General features: G+C 43.0%; 21 protein-coding genes and 2 pseudogenes. 22 read left to right on the top strand and 1 reads right to left on the bottom strand.

Annotation, left to right across the window (positions count from 1 at the left end; translation table 11 throughout):
* Positions 1-15 precede the first annotated feature (15 nt).
* The 4 genes from ACTWQL_RS03545 to ACTWQL_RS03530 all read left to right on the top strand — a co-directional run bounded on the left by ACTWQL_RS03545 (position 16) and on the right by ACTWQL_RS03530 (position 4,556).
* Positions 16-1,263: a glycosyltransferase family 4 protein gene (locus ACTWQL_RS03545; protein WP_443141034.1), complete on the top strand. Its 1,248-nt coding sequence runs from the start codon at positions 16-18 to the stop codon at positions 1,261-1,263.
* Entirely contained in the window at positions 1,241-2,389 is a 1,149-nt protein-coding gene (locus ACTWQL_RS03540) for a glycosyltransferase family 4 protein (protein WP_443141033.1), read from the top strand. Before ACTWQL_RS03545 ends, ACTWQL_RS03540 begins: the two co-directional genes overlap by 23 nt.
* A 66-nt stretch (positions 2,390-2,455) precedes the next feature.
* The gene (locus tag ACTWQL_RS03535) at positions 2,456-3,952 is read left to right on the top strand and encodes an O-antigen ligase family protein (RefSeq protein WP_443141032.1); all 1,497 of its coding nucleotides are present in this window, start codon (positions 2,456-2,458) and stop codon (positions 3,950-3,952) included.
* Positions 3,936-4,556 carry a hypothetical protein gene (locus ACTWQL_RS03530; RefSeq protein ID WP_443141031.1) on the top strand — a complete coding sequence of 207 codons (621 nt, stop codon included), beginning with the start codon at positions 3,936-3,938 and terminating at the stop codon, positions 4,554-4,556. The genes ACTWQL_RS03535 and ACTWQL_RS03530 overlap by 17 nt, the downstream gene beginning before the upstream one ends.
* 43 nt (positions 4,557-4,599) lie before the next feature.
* Here ACTWQL_RS03530 and ACTWQL_RS03525 read toward each other — a convergent pair whose 3' ends face one another.
* Positions 4,600-5,235 (bottom strand): YigZ family protein, encoded by a 636-nt coding sequence (locus ACTWQL_RS03525; RefSeq protein WP_443141030.1) that lies wholly within the window; start codon positions 5,233-5,235, stop codon positions 4,600-4,602.
* 239 nt (positions 5,236-5,474) lie between these two features.
* On the opposite strand from ACTWQL_RS03525, the gene ACTWQL_RS03520 reads away from it, so the two are divergent.
* From ACTWQL_RS03520 to ACTWQL_RS03435, 18 genes and pseudogenes are all read left to right on the top strand, one after another.
* Positions 5,475-6,632, top strand: coding sequence for a sensor histidine kinase (locus ACTWQL_RS03520; protein ID WP_443141029.1), 1,158 nt, complete (start codon positions 5,475-5,477; stop codon positions 6,630-6,632).
* Positions 6,629-7,336 (top strand): response regulator, encoded by a 708-nt coding sequence (locus ACTWQL_RS03515; RefSeq protein ID WP_443141028.1) that lies wholly within the window; start codon positions 6,629-6,631, stop codon positions 7,334-7,336. The genes ACTWQL_RS03520 and ACTWQL_RS03515 overlap by 4 nt, the downstream gene beginning before the upstream one ends.
* A 378-nt stretch (positions 7,337-7,714) precedes the next feature.
* On the top strand, positions 7,715-7,861 hold the full coding sequence (locus tag ACTWQL_RS03510; RefSeq protein ID WP_443141027.1) for a hypothetical protein: 147 nt from the start codon (positions 7,715-7,717) through the stop codon (positions 7,859-7,861).
* 180 nt (positions 7,862-8,041) lie between these two features.
* On the top strand, positions 8,042-8,893 hold the full coding sequence (locus ACTWQL_RS03505) for a DegV family protein (RefSeq protein WP_443141026.1): 852 nt from the start codon (positions 8,042-8,044) through the stop codon (positions 8,891-8,893).
* Positions 8,894-8,927: 34 nt separating this feature from the next.
* On the top strand, positions 8,928-9,305 hold the full coding sequence (locus tag ACTWQL_RS03500) for a hypothetical protein (protein ID WP_443141025.1): 378 nt from the start codon (positions 8,928-8,930) through the stop codon (positions 9,303-9,305).
* Positions 9,306-9,400: 95 nt separating this feature from the next.
* A complete protein-coding gene (locus ACTWQL_RS03495; protein WP_443141024.1) occupies positions 9,401-10,426 on the top strand; it encodes a DEAD/DEAH box helicase in 1,026 nt (341 codons plus the stop codon).
* A gap of 188 nt (positions 10,427-10,614) precedes the next feature.
* Positions 10,615-11,121, top strand: coding sequence for a ComF family protein (locus ACTWQL_RS03490; protein WP_443141023.1), 507 nt, complete (start codon positions 10,615-10,617; stop codon positions 11,119-11,121).
* 89 nt (positions 11,122-11,210) lie between these two features.
* Positions 11,211-11,606 (top strand): TIGR03826 family flagellar region protein, encoded by a 396-nt coding sequence (locus tag ACTWQL_RS03485; RefSeq protein WP_443141022.1) that lies wholly within the window; start codon positions 11,211-11,213, stop codon positions 11,604-11,606.
* Positions 11,607-11,636: 30 nt separating this feature from the next.
* Complete coding sequence (gene flgM / locus ACTWQL_RS03480) at positions 11,637-11,900, top strand: flagellar biosynthesis anti-sigma factor FlgM (RefSeq protein ID WP_443141021.1); 264 nt, start codon at positions 11,637-11,639, stop codon at positions 11,898-11,900.
* A 12-nt stretch (positions 11,901-11,912) separates the two neighbouring features.
* Positions 11,913-12,416: a flagellar protein FlgN gene (locus ACTWQL_RS03475; RefSeq protein WP_443141020.1), complete on the top strand. Its 504-nt coding sequence runs from the start codon at positions 11,913-11,915 to the stop codon at positions 12,414-12,416.
* Positions 12,417-12,432: 16 nt separating this feature from the next.
* Positions 12,433-13,953: a flagellar hook-associated protein FlgK gene (gene flgK, locus ACTWQL_RS03470; protein ID WP_443141019.1), complete on the top strand. Its 1,521-nt coding sequence runs from the start codon at positions 12,433-12,435 to the stop codon at positions 13,951-13,953.
* Between the two features lie 8 nt (positions 13,954-13,961).
* Entirely contained in the window at positions 13,962-14,840 is an 879-nt protein-coding gene (gene flgL / locus ACTWQL_RS03465) for a flagellar hook-associated protein FlgL (protein WP_443141018.1), read from the top strand.
* Positions 14,841-14,884: 44 nt separating this feature from the next.
* Positions 14,885-15,436, top strand: coding sequence for a DUF6470 family protein (locus ACTWQL_RS03460; protein WP_443141017.1), 552 nt, complete (start codon positions 14,885-14,887; stop codon positions 15,434-15,436).
* Positions 15,437-15,460: 24 nt separating this feature from the next.
* Positions 15,461-15,916 (top strand): flagellar assembly protein FliW, encoded by a 456-nt coding sequence (gene fliW / locus ACTWQL_RS03455; RefSeq protein WP_443141016.1) that lies wholly within the window; start codon positions 15,461-15,463, stop codon positions 15,914-15,916.
* Complete coding sequence (gene csrA / locus ACTWQL_RS03450) at positions 15,917-16,147, top strand: carbon storage regulator CsrA (RefSeq protein WP_443141015.1); 231 nt, start codon at positions 15,917-15,919, stop codon at positions 16,145-16,147.
* Between the two features lie 208 nt (positions 16,148-16,355).
* Positions 16,356-16,562 (top strand): annotated as a pseudogene (locus ACTWQL_RS03445) (flagellin N-terminal helical domain-containing protein); the annotation flags it as partial.
* Positions 16,563-16,827: 265 nt separating this feature from the next.
* A pseudogene (locus ACTWQL_RS03440) lies at positions 16,828-17,535 on the top strand (flagellin N-terminal helical domain-containing protein); the annotation flags it as partial.
* 233 nt (positions 17,536-17,768) lie between these two features.
* Positions 17,769-18,005: a flagellin gene (locus ACTWQL_RS03435; RefSeq protein WP_443141014.1), complete on the top strand. Its 237-nt coding sequence runs from the start codon at positions 17,769-17,771 to the stop codon at positions 18,003-18,005.
* Positions 18,006-18,143 lie beyond the last annotated feature (138 nt).

The following is an 18,143-nucleotide window of genomic DNA, read 5'->3' as shown; positions in this document are numbered from 1 at the left end:
AGTGAGGGAGAAGAAATGCGAATCATCCTATTAAGTGAAAACTTTCCACCAGAAGTTGGTGCACCCCAGATCAGACTATATGAGATAGGAAAAGAATTGATCGCACGCGGACATCAAGTAGAGGTACTGACAGCATTCCCTCATCACCCGCATGGTGAAATTCCTGAAGAATACAAGGGCAAGTTTTATCAGTTTGAGAACTATGACGGAATCCCTGTTCATCGGACGTGGATCTATCCTTCTCCGAAAGGGAGTTTCTTACGCAGGCTTGGATCTTATTTTTCTTTTACATTCAGTGCATTTTATTCTGTGTTTAAGGCAAAGCCCGCAGACGTCATCATCTGCACGTCACCGCCATTGTTTTTAGGAATCACCGGGTATATCGCTTCGAAATTGAAGCGGGCGAAGTTCATCTTCAATGTGGCGGATATTTGGCCTGAATCAGCTGTGGAGCTTGGCATCTTGAAAAATGAAACCTGTATTCGATTGGCTGAAAAGCTTGAACGATTTTTATATAAAAAGGCCTGGAAAATTGCAACTGCAACAGAAGGGATCAAGGAGTACATGCTTAAGCAAGGCAAAGGCGAAGAGGATGTCTTCTTGCTGCCTAATGGTGTGAACACGGACCAATTCACGCCTGGTATTGAGAATGCTGAAAAGCTTGAGGCGTTGAATATGACTGGGAAAAAGGTCTTCACCTTCGCAGGAAGGATGGGGTATGCTCAGGCGTTGGATTCGGTGTTGAAGGCTGCAAAATTGATCCAGGATCGACAATTGGATCATATCGCGTTTCTATTCATTGGCGATGGCCCTGAAAAACAAAAAATCGTTAAAATGGCGAAGGAGATGGATTTGCGGAATGTCACGTTCCATGATCCTGTACCGGTCAGTGAGATGCCAAATGTCTATGCAATAACGGATTTCAGCCTTGTCACATTGAAAAACATCGATTTGTTCAAGGGTGCTCGACCTTCTAAAATATTCCCTGCGTTGTCTGCCGGCGTTCCGGTTATTTTTTCAGGTGTAGGAGAAAGTGAAGAACTGATCACACAAAACAAATGCGGAATCATCTCTGAGCCTGAGAACCCTGAGGATCTTGCCGAAAAAGTGATTGAATGTGCAGAGATGAGTGAGGAAGACTATGAAGAACTAGCCTGGAACGGACGGCGATTCGTAGAAAGGGAATATTCCTGGAGAAGTATTGTCGATGATTTAGAAGAAAATATTAAAGAAGAACCAGTTGAACTATTTGAAAGTTGTTGATCCAATGAAGATTTGTCACATAACATCCGTACATTCGGGACTGGACACCCGGATCGTCATCAAGGAGTGCCAATCACTTGCAAAAGATGGGCATGACGTAAGCTACATCGTCCCGAAAGAAGAAAACCGAACAGAATATGGGGTCAAGATTGTGGGCGTATCATCTAGTCCGAGACATCCAGTTGAGCGGATTTTAAAGACGACGCGATCTGTATTCGAAGCAGCAAAAGCCGAGAATGCAGATGTGTACCATTTTCATGATCCAGAGCTGATTCCAATCGGGGTGAAGTTGAAAAGGCTAGGGAAAAAAGTGATCTATGACGTGCATGAGGATGTGCCGGAACAGATTTTATCAAAGCAGTGGATTCCGAAACGTGTTCGGAAGCTGATGTCGAAAGCTTTTGCGCGGTATGAAAAGAAAGCTTCAAGTAATTTCGATGCTGTCGTAACCGCAACGCCTTATATCATGGATAAATTCCGTCCCTTTAACCCAAATACAGTGACGATCCATAACTATCCGATTCTTCGAGAACTTATTGATGAAGAAGGATCTGAACGAGAAATGTCGAGTTTGGAAAGTGGTAAGGTCGTCTACCTTGGAGGCATTTATCGCTTGAGAGGAATTGTCGAGATGATCAACGCTATGGAGTGGGTTAATCAGGTCCGTCCCGCTGAACTAGTCCTTGGTGGTACTTTTGCCCCGCCTGCACTTGAAGAAGAGGTAAAACAGTTATCTGGATGGAAACATGTCGATTATAGAGGATTTTTATCACGTGTGGAAGTGAAACAGACGCTTGCTGAATCGCAAGTTGGATTAGTCCTGCTGCACCCGGAACCGCGCTTTGTCGTTTCCTTGCCGATCAAAATGTTTGAATATATGTCAGCAGGGTTACCGGTCATCGCCTCGAACTTCCCGCTTTGGAAAGAAATCGTCGAAGACAATGATTGCGGGATATGCGTCGATCCACTGGATGAAGCGGAAGTCTCAAGAGCGATCCTCGAATTACTGGGAGACCCTGAACGCTGCAGGCGATTGGGAGAGAACGGAAGAAAAGCAGTTGCAGAGAAATACAATTGGGAAAAAGAGAGTGAACGACTCATTGAGCTCTACAACAAGTTAAATTGAGGGAAGGGTGGCCTGAGCCGCCTTTTTCGAACTTTTTCAACGCATTTAAATCAGAAGGAGTTTACCATGAGGAATATAGATGCAGCGTACACCAGAGTAAACCAAATCTTATTAGCGATCTTATTTTCCTTCATACTTGGCTGGTCCTTTCAACACGTGTATACGTTGAACTCATGGAATGACCTGGTTTTGCCGGGAATATTGGTTGTTTCTTCTCTCGCGTTGCTTTATGTTGTGAAGAAAATCTTCCTATACCAGGTGCCTCTCACTTCTCTGGTGCTTTACCTTTTAATTGCAAGTTTTTTCATCGGACCCGGAATCATCAATGTAACAGCAGGTCCGATCAGTATCTTTCCTTATCGCATCTTTCTGATGGTAATGGGGATTTTATTTTTATCCGAATTTGCCAAACCAAAGCATAAATTAACAACCGACTCCATATACGTTAAACCTGCCCTCTATTTCTTCGTGTATTGGGTAGGTTATGGTCTTTTGTCGTTAAGCTGGGTAAAATCATTATCTTACGGAGCCAGAGACTTCATCTTCTTGACTTCAGGGATTTTGACGATTTTGTTTGTCGTCTATTTCTTTTATAAAGAACGGGATTACGTCGTGTTTTTTTCGATTTGGATTGGTGCGGTCCTGCTTTTCATCTTCCTCGGCTTTTGGAATCATCTGACTCATCAGCATTTGCCGATATCGAGGCTTGCAACTGCTCCGGATTATATCAGAGGAAGACCGTCAGCGGTTTTTACGAATGAGAATGACTTTGCCAGCTTCATGGTCATCGGGATCTTTTTCGGGTTTGCCCTTTTTAACCACGCGAAAAAACTTTGGTTAAAAGGCTTAGGGCTGTTCATCACCTTATCCGGGTTGTATCTGATATTGGTCAGTACTTCACGGGCAAGTATCATTGCGATCCTTCTCGGTTTCAGCGTTTGGTTTATATTTTTAGCGAATCTTAAACAGAAGGTAAGGATGGTATTTCTAGGATTAGGTGCGGTGTTTCTTGGAACGGTCTTGTTTTTTGAGCGTGTGATGTCGGCCGTTGGAAGTGTTGTTGCTGAGGTTTCAAGTGTTATAGGTGACCCTGGGGTTGAAGAGGGTTCGGTTGATATCCGGAAAAACCTGTTGAGAAACGGGATGGCTTTTCTGCGGGATACGTATGGGCTCGGTATAGGAGCAGGGAATGCGGAGTACTATATAAAAAATGAAAGCATTTATCCAACGTTCGGCCAAACGAATTTACATAATTGGTGGGCGGAGATCATGGTGAACTATGGCGTCTTCATCTTTACGTGTTATTTGCTGCTGTATATCGGAATGGTCATTAAACTTTTTAGAATCAATCGAACGTATGCCTCCTGGAAGGTGAAGATGATCAGTGAGAGTCTGATCTTGGGTCTCGTTGTGTTTTCGATCGCAAGTGTCAGCCCAAGCTCGATCATGACGTTAAGTTATACCTGGTTATTGTTCGCTTTTGGATTAGGTTTTTTGAATTACATGCATCTGAACATAAAATTACGTGAGGGAGCCTTTGAAGACTATGCGTCATATCATTGATCGGACAAGAGTAAGGATAAAAAAACTATTGTGGCTGCTGCTTCTTTTACCGCTCTTGACTGGAGCGATTTCATACTACATGGCAGCGCAAGCCCCTGTTGTCAGTACTGCAACTGTCGAAATCATGCTCGGGAACTTTCAGGATAGCATATTAACAAATGATACGCTGATGATGGAAAAACTGAAGACGAAGAGATACTTGCAACAGTTGACATCCTCCAACGAAGATTTTTCGGATATGTCCGTTGAGTTGAAAGAAGGGAAGATCCTTACGCTTTCATTAACGGATGAGGATGAAATGAAAGCGGGCGAACGCTTGCATATGGTTGTTGCGTCTCTTTTAGATAAAAGTGAAGAGGTTTATGCACAAAAGGAAGAGATGCTGAAAAAACAAGTTGAAGACATGGAACAACACAATCCTGGTGCAGAATCCTTACCAAAAGTTACGGATGAATTACTGAACTTGAGAGAAACGGAAATCCATAAAGAAATGTCAGTAACAACGACGGATGGTGGAGTGGTAAAGAGAGGGATATTCGGGATTATTGTCGGTCTGATGCTAAATGCATTCATACTTGCTGTACCTGAAATTTTCAGAGATTGAGGCTGGAGCGATATCCCGCCGCTCCATTACCAAGGGTAGTACCCTATACTTCTTGTTCCAGATATTCCGTTTCAGAGGTATCGGATATATGAGCGTTTCCACTTGAAAGATCCGTGATCCAGTCAATGAGTGTGTCCCTTTCATTAACCGGTACATTGACTTGAAATTCAACATCATCCAAGTAATTGATTGTTTTAAGCGGATACTCTGAGTTTCTGATTTCATTTTCAAATTTACCTAATAAGGAATAATTCACTCGAAAAGCCACGATATTCATCAATTTCCGTTCCACGATTCCTGTCGCATCAAGTCCTTCTGATGTAGAAGTCCCGTATGCGCGGATCAGACCCCCTGCACCAAGTTTAATTCCCCCAAAGTAACGGGTAATTACTACCACTGTATTTTTCAATTTTCTCTTTTTTAAAACTTCAAGAATCGGGACTCCAGCCGTACCGCTTGGCTCACCATCGTCATTCGCTTTTTGAATTTGGTCATTTTCGCCTATAAGATACGCTGAGCAATTGTGATTCGCATCATGATGCTTCTTTTTGATCGATTGGATGAAGTCTTGAGCTGCTTGTTCTGTTTCAGCCCTTTCGACATATGCGATAAATCTTGATTTTTGTACGTTTATTTCGTGTTCTCCGTAACCTTTTACGGTATAATATGATGAGAGCATATAAACCTCCAGATTGGTTGATTCCTTTTTCAATTATATATCTGGACTTATCTCCCATCAAATTTTAGAAATAATAGAAAAAAATTGAGTAAGAAAGTCATAAATTCCAAAACTATTTCGAACTGTGTAATAATTAATAAGGGAAAATTTTGGATATAGGACTTTTCGGTTAAATGGGTAAGAAGGACCTAGTGCCTAGAGGGGATTGTTCGTTACAGTAGTATTGGAGGCAGATGATCATGAACCCTACAAAAACGTTTGATCCAAGCAGTATCGATTCAATCCTGGATAAAACGATCGCCACCGTTACTGAAAGTAAAGAACAAATCTTTGATATTGGCGAACAATCAAGAGAAGAATTTGAACGTTTATCGAGAGAATTGAAAGAAATCAGAGAATTGGTGTTAGAAACGATTCAACGCGGGGATGTACTGGAAACCAAAGCTCGCCTTGCTCGGACGAAGCTGGCTGAGGTCAGTAAACATTTTGAGCGGTATGGTGAAGAAGAAATCAAACAAGCTTATGAATCTGCCAGCCAGTTTCAAGTGGAATTGATTTCGACACGCCAGAAGGAGACATCTTTACGGGAACGTAGAGATGATATCGAGCGGAGACTCCTCTCGTTGGAAGAAACGGTTGAGCGGGCAGAACGATTGGTCAGTCAGATCAGTGTCGTTTTGAGCTATCTGGACAGCGACCTTCGTAAAGTCGGTGAAATCGTTAAAGGTGCCAAAGAAAAGCAGGATTTCGGTTTACAAATCATCGAAGCGCAAGAGGAAGAGCGAGGGCGTGTGTCACGGGAAATCCATGATGGTCCAGCTCAGATGCTCGCGAACGTTCTATTACGCTCAGAATTGATTGAAAAAATATACTTGCAAAAAGGTGTCGATGAGGCGCATAGAGAATTAAAGGATTTGAGACAGATGGTCAAGAATGCTTTGATCGAAGTCCGGCGGATTATCTATGATCTACGGCCGATGGCACTTGATGACCTGGGGCTGATCCCGACACTCGAAAAATATCTTCGTACAGTCTCGGAATCAACAGGAATTCAAATCGATCTGAAAAGTCTCGGTAACGAACGGCGCCTTCCATCTAAAATGGAAGTAGCCACCTACAGGCTTATTCAGGAATCAGTGCAAAATGCATGTAAACACGCACGGGCGGTTGAGATTAAGGTGAAGGTCGAGTTTCAAGATGAATTGTTGTCGATCCTGGTCCGAGATGATGGCATTGGATTCGATCAGACACAGAAAAAGGATCGATCTTTTGGCATCATCGGAATGAAGGAACGAGTCGATTTATTAGAAGGCACCATCAAAATTGAAAGTAACCCTGGAAAGGGAACTATGATATTCATTCAAATACCATTAAGTAAGCAGGAGGCATGGAAATGACACAAGTAAACGCCGTGAAAACAAGTATTGTATTGATTGACGACCATAAACTGTTCCGTGAAGGCGTAAAACGTATTTTGGACATGGAAGAGAATTTTGAAGTAGTAGCAGAAGGTGACGATGGACAGGATGCTGTCGATTTGATCGAATCCTTTTCGCCTGATGTCGTGTTGATGGACATCAACATGCCTAATATCAACGGTGTTGAAGCGACACGCCGTTTGGTTGAACGTTTTCCTGAAATCAAAGTCGTCATCCTTTCCATTCATGATGACGAGGCTTATGTGACGCATGCTGTACAAACGGGTGCATCCGGGTATTTGTTGAAAGAAATGGATGCAGATGCATTGATCGAAGCGGTTAAGGTTGTTGCGGACGGTGGCGCATACCTGCACCCGAAGGTAACCGTGAACTTGTTAAGTGAATTCCGTCGCATCAAGACACACGGCGGAAATTCTGGCGGAGAAGTTGGCTTTAAAGAGGTGGAGTACCGTAAACCGCTTCACATTTTGACACGGCGTGAGTGTGAGGTCTTGCAAATGCTAGCTGATGGGAAAAGCAACCGCTCGATTGGCGAAGCGCTTTACATCAGTGAAAAGACCGTCAAAAACCATGTGAGTAACATCCTGCAGAAAATGAACGTGAACGACCGTACCCAGGCCGTCGTCGAAGCGATCAAAAACGGCTGGGTGAAAGTGAATTAAATTGATTGAGATGGACCTTCTGGCGCGCCAGAAGGTTCTTTTTTTATAAAGAAGCCAAATGATGGGTCACTGAGTTAGACATCTTGCATGCTCTGAGTTCGCAGGGTGGAGAACCTGTTTAAATTAGAGGACAACTGTTCCGCTAATTGCCGAAATTGATCATGATTTTATCAAGTTTAAGATCAATAAGGTCCCTGTTGTCCTCTAATTTTTAAAAGATAGGGGTTTTGGGTCCAATAAGGTCTCTGTTGTCCACTAATTTTTCGGAAAGGCTGTATTCGCAAACTTTGTTGCTCTTGAAAGTCGTTGATTTCCGCTCCAGGATGCTCGCTTTCCGCGGGGCGTGCGGTGAGCCCACTCGTCGCCCTGCGACATTGAATGGTCTCACCTGTCCCGCTGATCCCGCAGGACAAGAAAAGCTTCGGCAGCGTTACATCGCACGAAGAAAATGCGATTTTCATTTTCGAGGAGTCTCGCACCTTGCTCTCCAATCAACTTGCACAAGGTGATTCTTTACAAAAATGACCCAAAAGCAACAATCTTTAAGAAAAGAGCCTTCGAAAATTACTGAACAATCAGCAGGTACTAGTGATACCACTAAAATTTTCATGTTCAATTCGACATTATTCCAGTAAAATAGGGAAGGTAATTTAGAGTTTTAGTCAAATACATAGGGTAGGGAAATAACTAGAAAGGATTAATCGTATGCATAAAGTTGCAATTATTACGGATAGTACGTCTTATCTGCCGAAAGACCTGCGGAATCAATACAACATCAAGATGGTCCCGCTGAACGTGATTTTTGAAAATGAATCCTATCAGGAAGAAACAGAGCTGACTGTGGATGATTTTTACCAGCAGGTACGGGAAGGCGGCAAGTTGCCGAAAACGTCACAACCAGCGGTCGGGTTGTTCGCAGACCTCTATGAAAAGCTGGCTGAAGAAGGGTATACGGATACTATCGTCATTACGCTTTCAAGCGAGATCAGCGGCACGTACCAGAGTGCTGAAACGGCCAAGTCGATGGTCGACTCGATCAATGTCGACGTGTTCGACTCTGAAATCAGCTGTATGCCGCAAGGATTTTTTGTTCTTGAAGCGGCAAAAATGGCTGAACAAGGACAGGCTGCGAAAGTTATCCTGTCACGCTTGAAGGTCATCCGTGCAAAAGGAATCCCGGCTTACTTCATGGTCGACGATCTAAGCCATTTGCATCGGGGCGGTCGTTTGAACAGCGCGCAATTTTTCGTCGGTAACTTGCTTCAGGTCAAGCCGGTCCTACAATTCGTCGATAAAAAGATCGTTCCATTTGAAAAGATCCGCACACGTAAAAAAGCAATTAAACGTTTGTTTGAATTGATTCATGATGATGTTGGGAAAGACGAAACGGCACAGATTTCGGTCATCCACGCCAACCGTGAGGAAGAGGCAAAGGGGTATGCGGAAGAGTTACGTCGTGATTTTCCAGATGCAGAAGTCATCATCACTTATTTTGGTCCGGTAATCGGTACACACCTTGGTGAAGGCAGTATCGGGCTGACATGGATCAAAGAATAATGCACTTATCCAATTTATACAGGTGGCAAGACTGATGCGTTTTGCCACCATTCCTTCCAAAAATGGACCCACCCTTTGTCCCGAGCCTCTGCTTGATCACGACACCTCACTACTTCCAATCAGCAAAATCGATGAACTACCACATCCACCACTACAACCTGATTATCATTTCCATCGCGAGCTGCAAGATTTTTTGAACGGCCGCCATCTCCTTTTAGATGAAATCCCGTTTCCTCTTGAAAAAATTCAGCACCATTATTTACATGGTTTCATTCGTTATGAAAAAGGAATAACAAATGATAAACATGGATTCTCTGTCAAAGGTGCGGCAACCAGGATAAAGCGTTGTTCGCTGCTTTTACCTGTTACTGCTGTAAAGCGAATTGCATTTATTGTCGAAACTGCATCATGATGGGGCGGGTTAGCCAATGTACGCCGTTGTTGAGATGGAATGGACCTAGTCCGTGCTTTAACGTGGAGGGACCGATTTTACGATGGGACGGGCAGTTGTCTGAACTGCAATCGATGGCTGCTGAAAAAATCAGTGACTTGGTTGGGCGGGCAGGTGAGCTATTAGTCTGGGCAGTTTGTGGCGCAGGAAAGACTGAGATTCTATTTCCGGGTATTGAAAAAGCACTGCGTGCAGGTTTGCGAGTTTGCCTGGCCACCCCAAGGACCGATGTCGTCACTGAACTTTTACCGAGATTTGAAAGCGCTTTTCCAAATGTTGCAGTCCAGGCACTTTATGGCGGTCACTCCATTATCGAAAGCCCATCCCAACTAATTTTGTCCACTACCCACCAACTATTCCGCATTAAAGAAGCTTTCGATGTCATGATCGTCGATGAAGTAGATGCTTTCCCGTATTCATACGATGAATCTTTACAGTTTGCGGTCAAAAAAGCTTGTAAAGAGGAAGCAACGCGGATCTATTTGTCGGCAACCCCTTCCGAAAACCTGTTGTCTCGAGTTAAAAAGAAAGATTTGGATGTCATCCATATCTCGAAACGGTTTCACGGACATTCATTACCAGTCCCAAGGTTCGAATGGTGTGGGAATTGGAAGAAAGGGTTGAAGAATAAGCGACTGCCGAAAGTCTTATTTGATTGGGTGAAAGAAAGACTCTTTAGCAACCGGCAATGTTTTCTGTTTGTCCCTACTGTAAAGCATTTGGATGATGTGTTTGATTGTTTGAAAGATCATGGTTCTGTGGATTTCGTTCATGCGGAGGACCCAGATCGGAATGAGAAAGTAAATCGATTTCGAAAAGGAGAGATTACGATGTTGATAACGACGACCATTCTCGAACGAGGCGTTACGGTACCGAAAATCGATGCTGCCGTATTCGGTGCTGATCACGATGTGTTCACCTCCAATGCTCTCGTGCAGATTGCCGGGAGAATGGGCCGTAGTATAGAAGACCCATATGGTGAGGTGGTCTATTACCATTATGGAAAAACGAGAGCGATGGTGTCGGCAAAACAGTCAATCGAACAGCATAACAAGCGTACATCTGATCAAGTGGACGCATGAAATGCCTTTATTGTAAAAGTTACTTCATTTCCTCAGTAGGTTGGAGAGATTTGTTGGGGTTAGAGGGTGAGCCTTTGTTGTGCGGGGAATGCCGAGAAAAGCTTGTTTGGATAGATGGAGAGATTTGTCGACAGTGCGGACGTGTTTTTTCGCTATTTCCCGAGAAATATCGCCAAAACGACATTTGTTTGGATTGTGTCGAATGGAGTAAGAAAGGGCGTTCCATCAGCAAAAATCGCTCTTTATTTCAATATAATCCTTTTTTACAGGAATGGATGGCACAGTTCAAATATCGAGGAGACGCGGAATTGATCAAGGCGTTCAGCGACGAGTTGCGGACGCTTTTCAAAAAGGAGTTTCGGGGTACGATAGTGGTCCCGATTCCGCTTAGTGAGAAAAGGCACTACGAAAGAGGATTCAACCAGAGTGAATTGATTGCTATATCGCTTGGCGCTACGGTCGTAGATGCTTTGGAAAGGCCTTTGCACGAAGAAAAACAGAGCAAGAAGTCCCGGGCAGATCGCCTTGAGAATCAAACGGTCTTTACTTTTAAAAGTAGCTCGAATATTCATGGGAAATCTATTACTTTAGTCGATGACATATACACAACAGGAGCGACAGTCGAGGCTGCGGGTAAGATTTTACTAGAAGCAGGTGCGCGGAAAGTCATGTCTTTTACAGTGGCAAGAGGGTAAATCCTACTAAACAAATGAAAAGGCTAAACTTTCAATTTAGATGACCGATATATGTACTAGATATAGTAGAATTGAAGGAGAGAGCATCCATGGCGGAGTTAGCCAATTGCCCGCAGTGCGGACGCATATTCGCGAAGTCGTTTCGACAAGTGTGCGATGCATGTAATAAAGAAGAAGAAAAGATGTATGAACTCGTGTATAAATTCATCCGCAAAAAAGCGAATCGAGAAGCATCTTTATGGGAGGTACACGAAGCAACAGGTGTGCCAGAGAAAACAATCATCCGATTTGTAAAAGAGGGCAGGATCCGCGCTCATCAATTACCGAATATTGCTTACCCATGTGAACGTTGTGGGAAGAACATTCAAGACGGTCGGATTTGTGGGGATTGTAACGATCGCATGAAAAAAGACTTGCACTCACATGAAGAACTAACCCAAAAACATATACAAGAGGAACGAATAACTTATCATACAGAAAAATAATCCAAAGGTGGAAATGAGGAGGAAATTCCATTGAAAATCAATCGATATGGAAACATCTCAAACAACCCATACAAACACCAGCTTAATAAACCGGCAGAATCGCAACAGCAGCAAGTGAAGCAAGATAAGATCCAGATTTCAAAAGAAGCGCTTGAGATGCAGAAAAATCAGGGTACTTCAACAGAACGCGCAGAAAAGATCGAGCGCTTGAAAAATGAAATCCAATCTGGAAACTATCAGGTGGATTCAGGGAAAGTCGCGAAGAAATTCCTCGATTTTTGGACCAAAAGCTAAGGGTGTGAGCATATGAGGGTGGATCGTATGGTCGGGCTGTTGTCCGATTTACATAGTCAGCACAAATTACTTTTAGAAATTTCCGTAGAGAAGACGGAAGCATTAAAGAAAAACGATATAACTGTGTTGGATAAACTGTTGAATGAAGAGAACAAGTGCATCCAAACCATTGAACGAATCGAAAATGAGCGGATTCGAGAAGTTGAAACGCTATTGAATGCGCAAGGCATTGTCGTCGATGAAAACCCTTCGCTTGCACAGTTGTTACGGTTTTATGATCACGAGGGTCAAGCGAAGCTCATTCATGCACAAAATCAATTGAGACAAACGATTCAAGAACTTCAAGACCAGAATGAGTTGAACCATGAATTGACGAGGCAATCACTGCAATTCGTCAATGCTTCCTTATCGTTGATGGAGCCGAAGAAAACAACAGCAAATTACGGACGTCCTGGCCAAACGAACCAACAGAACGGTTATCAAAAATCACGATCGATATTTGATTCTAAAGCATAGGAAAGGCGGAAACACCATGTCTTCAACGTTTCACGGACTTGAAACATCACTCAGAGGGTTGCGGACCCACCAAAGCGCACTCCAAACAACTGGACACAATATCGCGAATGCGAGCACGCCAGGCTACTCGAGACAGCGTGTCAATTTTACGCAGACAGAAGCATTCCCAGCTCCTGGACGTAACCGGCCGCAGATTCCTGGACAGCTCGGAACGGGCGTAGAGGCAGGATCTGTTCAACGTGTTCGTGAGAGCTTTTTGGATTTGCAATTCCGCGGTGAAAGTACGAAATCGGGGTATTGGTCTGCACGTAGTGATGCCCTTCAAAAGATGGAAGAGATCATGAACGAACCGTCTGACCATGGATTAGGAAAAACGATGGACCGATTCTGGCAGTCGTTGCAGGACTTAGCGGTAAACCCAGAGGATTCCGGTGCACGTTCGGTTGTACGTGAACGCGGAAAAGCACTCGCGGAAACGTTCAACTATTTGTCGGGTTCACTCAATTCGATTAAAGACGATATCAAGCTGCAAATCAATAACTCTGCCGATACGATCAGCTCGAATGCAGAACAGATCAATGATTTGAACAGGCAAATTGGAGAGTTAGAGCCTCACGGATACTTGCCAAACGACTTGTATGATAAACGGGATTTGTTGGTCGATCAGTTGTCGGAATTGGCGAATGTGAAGGTTTCGAAGGTTGACAGTGGCGGCGATGACCTGGAAATTGCTGAAGGGAAGTACACGATTCAATTGATCGATGACAGCGGAACAGCGATTGGAACGCTGGTTGACGGGGAGAAGCTTAATTGGAATGAGTTGAAGGTCGGTTATCAAGATGGAAAGGCAAACAGCTTTACGTTGACGGAGTATGATAAGGACGGAACTGCGACAGGTGGATCTGATGCAATTGATTTTACAGCAAAAGGGAAGTTGTTAGGGCAGATTGAGGCTTACAACGAAGTTTATCCCAAAATGTTATCGAAACTTGATGAGATGGCGTTTCAGTTTGCCAATGAATTTAATGCTGTCCATAGTGGTGGTTATGGATTAGATCAAAACGATCCAAACACGAACACTGGAAAGTTCTTTTTTAATGAATTGACGGAATCAAAAGACGTAGCTTCATTAATAAAATTACATAGTGATATTACAGGAACTGATGGTCTAAACAATATTGCTGCCTCAAATGATGGGAATGCTGGGGACGGAAGTAATGCGTTAGATTTATCAGATGTGAAAGATAAAGAGCTGTCATTTGATTCAAGTGATACTACGATTCAGAGTTTTTATGAAGGTGTCATTGGTGAAATGGCAATGGATACACAGCAAGCGAATCGGTTGATGAATAACTCTGAAACGTTAAAACAATCGGTTGAAGAACGCCGTCAATCTGTAAGCGGTGTGTCTCTAGATGAGGAAATGACTAGAATGATGCAGTTCCAGCATGCGTATAATGCAGCTGCGCGGAATATTACGAGTATCGATGAAATGCTGGATCGGATCATAAACGGTATGGGTCGAGTAGGAAGGTAGGGTAAAAGATGCGTGTTACACAAAGTATGTTGACAGGAAATATGCTTCGTAATTTAAGCCAGAGTTATGAACGGATGGGCAAGTATCAGGATCAGCTTGCGACAGGAAAACGTATCAACAGACCTTCTGATGATCCGGTTGTAGCGATGAAAGGCATGGAATACAGAACGAATTTGACAGAAGTCGAGCAGTTTAAACGTAATTTATCCGAGGTTTATAACTGGATGGATAACTCGGATGCAGCTATGGATGAAGCAGGACAAGCCTTGCACAGAATCCGTGAGTTGACGGTTCAAGCAAGCAACGGTACGTATGAGGATGGACAACGGGAAGCAATCGCGAAAGAAGTAAGCCAGATTCGCGACCATCTGATAGATATCGCAAATACAAAGGTTGCCGGGAAGTATATTTTTAACGGGAATAACACGACGGAACCTCCTATAAAAGATGGCGTGGTTCAAAGGCCAGCAATAAGTGAAGTTGTGCAGATTGAAGTGTCAAAAGGAATAAAGGTTAGGGTCAATATCAACGAAGATGAAGTTTTTTCAGAGACCCTATTTCAAGATTTACAAGACTTGATTGGCGAACTTAAAGACCCAAGTTTTACTGATGAAGAAATTGGTTCATATTTGTCTAAACTAGACACACATATGGATAGTGTTGTAGCTGAGAGAGCAGAGCTCGGGGCTCGCTATAATCGTGTTGAGATGATCAGCGATCGTGTTGCAGGACAAGAAGTTATCGCCAGTAGAATCCTATCCGATAATGAAGATGCGGACATGGAGCGTGTCATCATAGACTTGAAGACTCAAGAAAGTATCCATCGGGCAGCTCTAGCAGCAGGTGCTCGTATTATTCAGCCTACTTTAATGGATTTCTTAAGATAAAGCTATCTGGCCAGATAGCTTTTTTCGCTAAATGAGGTGATGTCATGCAGATTCCACAAATCCGAATCCAATCGCAGCCTGCTTTGATAGGGTTGGAAACTACTAAAGGAGTACAGCAGATCAGCCAGCCGAGAGCAGAACAGTCTATCCAACAATCAAAAGCAGACCTGAAAATCAAGACCACTAAAGGAGTACTGACCATTGATCAGACTCAAGCGTGGAACGATATGGATTTGAAAAATGTTTTTGTGCGGACAGAAGAAGCGTCTAAGTTAGGTCGTGAAGATTTACTTGCAGGGATTGCACGCCGGGCTCAAGAAGGCGATCAGTTAATGAGGATTGAAAATGGTGGAAATCCAATTGCTGAACAAGCAAGGGTAAACAGTGTCAGTGAAATGAAAGAGTGGAACATCGGTTGGATCCCTTCAGCTGGAAGTGTGAAGTTAGATTACCAACCTGCTAAAGTTGATTTCGATGTTCAAGTCAATAAACCGATCATTGAGACGACTTCTAAAAAACCGGCACATACCTATCAACCTGGTGATATTGAGGTCTTTTTAAGACAGGGAAATTCTCTATCAATTGATTTTGTCTAATATGAAAAGTGTGGTGGATAAATGATGAAAATTGAAACGAAATACTTCGGGGATATGGAAATAGAAGAGAAAGAACTATTGGATTTTGCACAAGGTTTGCCAGGTTTCAATGATGAAAAGCAGTTTGTCGTTCTTCCTTTTGCAGATGAAGATACACCATTAAGTATCTTGCAATCCGTAAAGACTCCTAACCTAGCATTTGTAATTACAAATCCATTTCTGTTTTTCCAGGATTACGAGTTTAACATACCGGATGCCGTTACAGACCAGTTGGCAATAAAAGATGAAAAAGAGGTAGCGGTTTTTGTTATTTTGACTGTGCAGGAACCTTTTGAGAAAACGACAGCTAACTTGAAAGCACCGATAGTCTTGAATATCGAAAACGGTTCAGGTAAACAGATCGTTTTGAATGATGATCAATATCAAACGAAGCATCGATTGTTCCCGCAACCCCTTACCACAGTAAAGGGGGAGAAATAAATGCTCGTACTCACTCGGAAACCGAACCAATCCATACAGATCGGAGACGATATTGAAATTAAGGTTCTTGGAATTGACGGGGATCAAATTAAGATTGGTATTAACGCCCCCAAAAACATCGACATACATAGGAAAGAGATTTTTCTTTCGATTCAAGAAGAAAACAGCAATGCAGCTTCTGTGGATACTGACTTAATCAAGAAGCTGTCTGGAGTAGTAAAAAATAAATGATAGTAAAGAGTCGGGTTGTTCTCTACTAATTGAAGGGTGGAGAATAGCCTTTTATTTTTTTTTGCAATTTTATATTAAAGATCTCTATTAAAAAGACGATATAAAGTGTGTAAACGAGCAATGATGAAGGCGGCCGACTTTATCGTGTGTTTCGAAATTAGAGAACCACAAGGATGTGGTTCCACAAAATTCAAGGAGGAATTTTATAATGAGAATTAATCACAACATTGCAGCTCTTAACACGTATCGTCAGTTAGGTGCAGCAAACAACGGACAAATGAAATCAATGGAAAAATTGTCTTCAGGACTACGTATTAACCGGGCAGGTGACGATGCAGCAGGACTAGCAATCTCTGAAAAAATGCGTGGACAAATCCGTGGATTGGATATGGCGTCTAAGAACGCTCAAGACGGTAAAGTAGAAATGCCGCACTAAGCAGTAATGTTTAGTTGAAAACTCCGTGAATTCGGTGGAACCCCAAACCAGCAAATGTGGATGGTGGGCAATACCGAGCCAAGCCTAATGAATCGGTGATTAGTAGTTAGGAAGGTGTGACGGTCAGGTAGTGAGGAACCGTACCGATAACCTACCCACGAGCGCGGGGCACCCCCTAGATGGGTGAAGATATGACCTGAGCTTTATGGAAACATAAAGAAGCAGAGGATAAAAAACCACTGCGATAACAATTTTGATTTCTCTAATCCAAACGGCTGAAGGTGCACTGAATGAAACACATTCAATTCTTCAACGTATGCGTGAATTAGCAGTTCAATCATCAAACGATACGAATACCGATTCTGACCGTGCAGAACTACAAAAGGAAGTAAACGAACTTGCTTCTGAAATCACTCGAATTGGTGATAACACAGAATTTAACACTAAGAACTTATTAGATGGTTCTTTCGCTGGAACATTCCATATTGGAGCAAACGAAGGACAAAACTTATCGATAGCAGTCAATGACATGCGTTCAGATGCACTTCAAGTTGGAACAGTATATACAGCCAATGCTTCTGATGAACTCATTGGAGAAGATGGTAATACAGTAGTTGGAACATGGCAAGATGCAGTTGCTGACCCTGACAGTGATCCTCTTACTGATGACGGAACAGTTGCAGGTTACTATGATTCTTCCAGTAATCTTGTTCTTGAAGCAGATGCAGCATTTGCTGACGGGACAAAAGGTGCAATTGGGATTGACATTTCTTCTCAAGGGTCTGCAGATACTGCAATCACTACAATTAACAATGCAATTGAAACTGTTTCAGCAGAAAGATCTAAACTTGGAGCTACACAAAACCGTTTAGATCATACAATCAATAACTTAGGAACCTCTTCTGAAAACCTAACAGCTGCGGAATCTCGAATCCGTGACGTAGATTATGCTTTAGCTGTTTAAGCAGTGACAAGCACAGTCGTCCTAGCTGGTAACGGCTAGCGATCATTATCGGGTGAATTGCTGGAAACCCCTTAGAGCTTTTCTTGCCACAACGTAGTTGGAAACGATAAGCGTGATGGTTTGAAAAAAGAAAAGATTGGGCAATCAGCATCCAAGCTCCTGTCTTGAAAGAGTGGAGAAGGTTCAACGACTAGGATAAACCATCTAAGGCTTACGCTATGATGATGAAATCCGTAGGTGAAACATTGCGGTTCAACAATGTGGATCCGAAGTGCCCGACCCCTACTAGAATACTAGAGGGTGAAGATATAGTCTGGTCATTTATGAAAGTAAATGTTCGCACGATGGCGAAAGAAATGATGAACCAAACTAAGAATTCAATTCTTTCTCAAGCAGCACAAGCAATGTTAGCTCAATCAATGCAGTCTCCGAACGGAGTTTTACAACTTCTTAGGTAACTGATTGAAGGGCGTCTTATTTGGTAACGGATGAGAGTATAACTGGGTGAATTGCTGGAACTTCCTTAAGCTCTCTCAACCACAACGCAGCTGGAAACGGCAGGCGTGAAGGTTTAAAAATGAGTGAGATTGGATAAT

This window comes from Pseudalkalibacillus sp. R45, assembly GCF_052246725.1.
Lineage (GTDB): Bacteria > Bacillota > Bacilli > Bacillales > Fictibacillaceae > Pseudalkalibacillus.
Note: the sequence above shows the minus strand (reverse complement) of the source record. Positions and strands in the feature narration are given on the sequence as shown.

What these genes read in the sequence shown, in the direction of transcription:
- ACTWQL_RS03525 (WP_443141030.1), bottom strand. Translation starts at nt 5,235, where the DNA reads ATGCTCTCATCATATTATACCGTAAAAGGTTACGGAGAACACGAAATA.
- ACTWQL_RS03485 (WP_443141022.1), top strand. Translation starts at nt 11,211, where the DNA reads ATGGCGGAGTTAGCCAATTGCCCGCAGTGCGGACGCATATTCGCGAAG.
- flgL (WP_443141018.1), top strand. Translation starts at nt 13,962, where the DNA reads ATGCGTGTTACACAAAGTATGTTGACAGGAAATATGCTTCGTAATTTA.
- ACTWQL_RS03435 (WP_443141014.1), top strand. Translation starts at nt 17,769, where the DNA reads ATGATGAAATCCGTAGGTGAAACATTGCGGTTCAACAATGTGGATCCG.
- ACTWQL_RS03460 (WP_443141017.1), top strand. Translation starts at nt 14,885, where the DNA reads ATGCAGATTCCACAAATCCGAATCCAATCGCAGCCTGCTTTGATAGGG.
- ACTWQL_RS03545 (WP_443141034.1), top strand. Translation starts at nt 16, where the DNA reads ATGCGAATCATCCTATTAAGTGAAAACTTTCCACCAGAAGTTGGTGCA.
- ACTWQL_RS03515 (WP_443141028.1), top strand. Translation starts at nt 6,629, where the DNA reads ATGACACAAGTAAACGCCGTGAAAACAAGTATTGTATTGATTGACGAC.
- fliW (WP_443141016.1), top strand. Translation starts at nt 15,461, where the DNA reads ATGAAAATTGAAACGAAATACTTCGGGGATATGGAAATAGAAGAGAAA.
- ACTWQL_RS03500 (WP_443141025.1), top strand. Translation starts at nt 8,928, where the DNA reads ATGCGTTTTGCCACCATTCCTTCCAAAAATGGACCCACCCTTTGTCCC.
- flgK (WP_443141019.1), top strand. Translation starts at nt 12,433, where the DNA reads ATGTCTTCAACGTTTCACGGACTTGAAACATCACTCAGAGGGTTGCGG.
- ACTWQL_RS03520 (WP_443141029.1), top strand. Translation starts at nt 5,475, where the DNA reads ATGAACCCTACAAAAACGTTTGATCCAAGCAGTATCGATTCAATCCTG.
- ACTWQL_RS03475 (WP_443141020.1), top strand. Translation starts at nt 11,913, where the DNA reads ATGAGGGTGGATCGTATGGTCGGGCTGTTGTCCGATTTACATAGTCAG.
- ACTWQL_RS03505 (WP_443141026.1), top strand. Translation starts at nt 8,042, where the DNA reads ATGCATAAAGTTGCAATTATTACGGATAGTACGTCTTATCTGCCGAAA.
- ACTWQL_RS03510 (WP_443141027.1), top strand. Translation starts at nt 7,715, where the DNA reads ATGGTCTCACCTGTCCCGCTGATCCCGCAGGACAAGAAAAGCTTCGGC.
- csrA (WP_443141015.1), top strand. Translation starts at nt 15,917, where the DNA reads ATGCTCGTACTCACTCGGAAACCGAACCAATCCATACAGATCGGAGAC.
- ACTWQL_RS03530 (WP_443141031.1), top strand. Translation starts at nt 3,936, where the DNA reads ATGCGTCATATCATTGATCGGACAAGAGTAAGGATAAAAAAACTATTG.
- ACTWQL_RS03535 (WP_443141032.1), top strand. Translation starts at nt 2,456, where the DNA reads ATGAGGAATATAGATGCAGCGTACACCAGAGTAAACCAAATCTTATTA.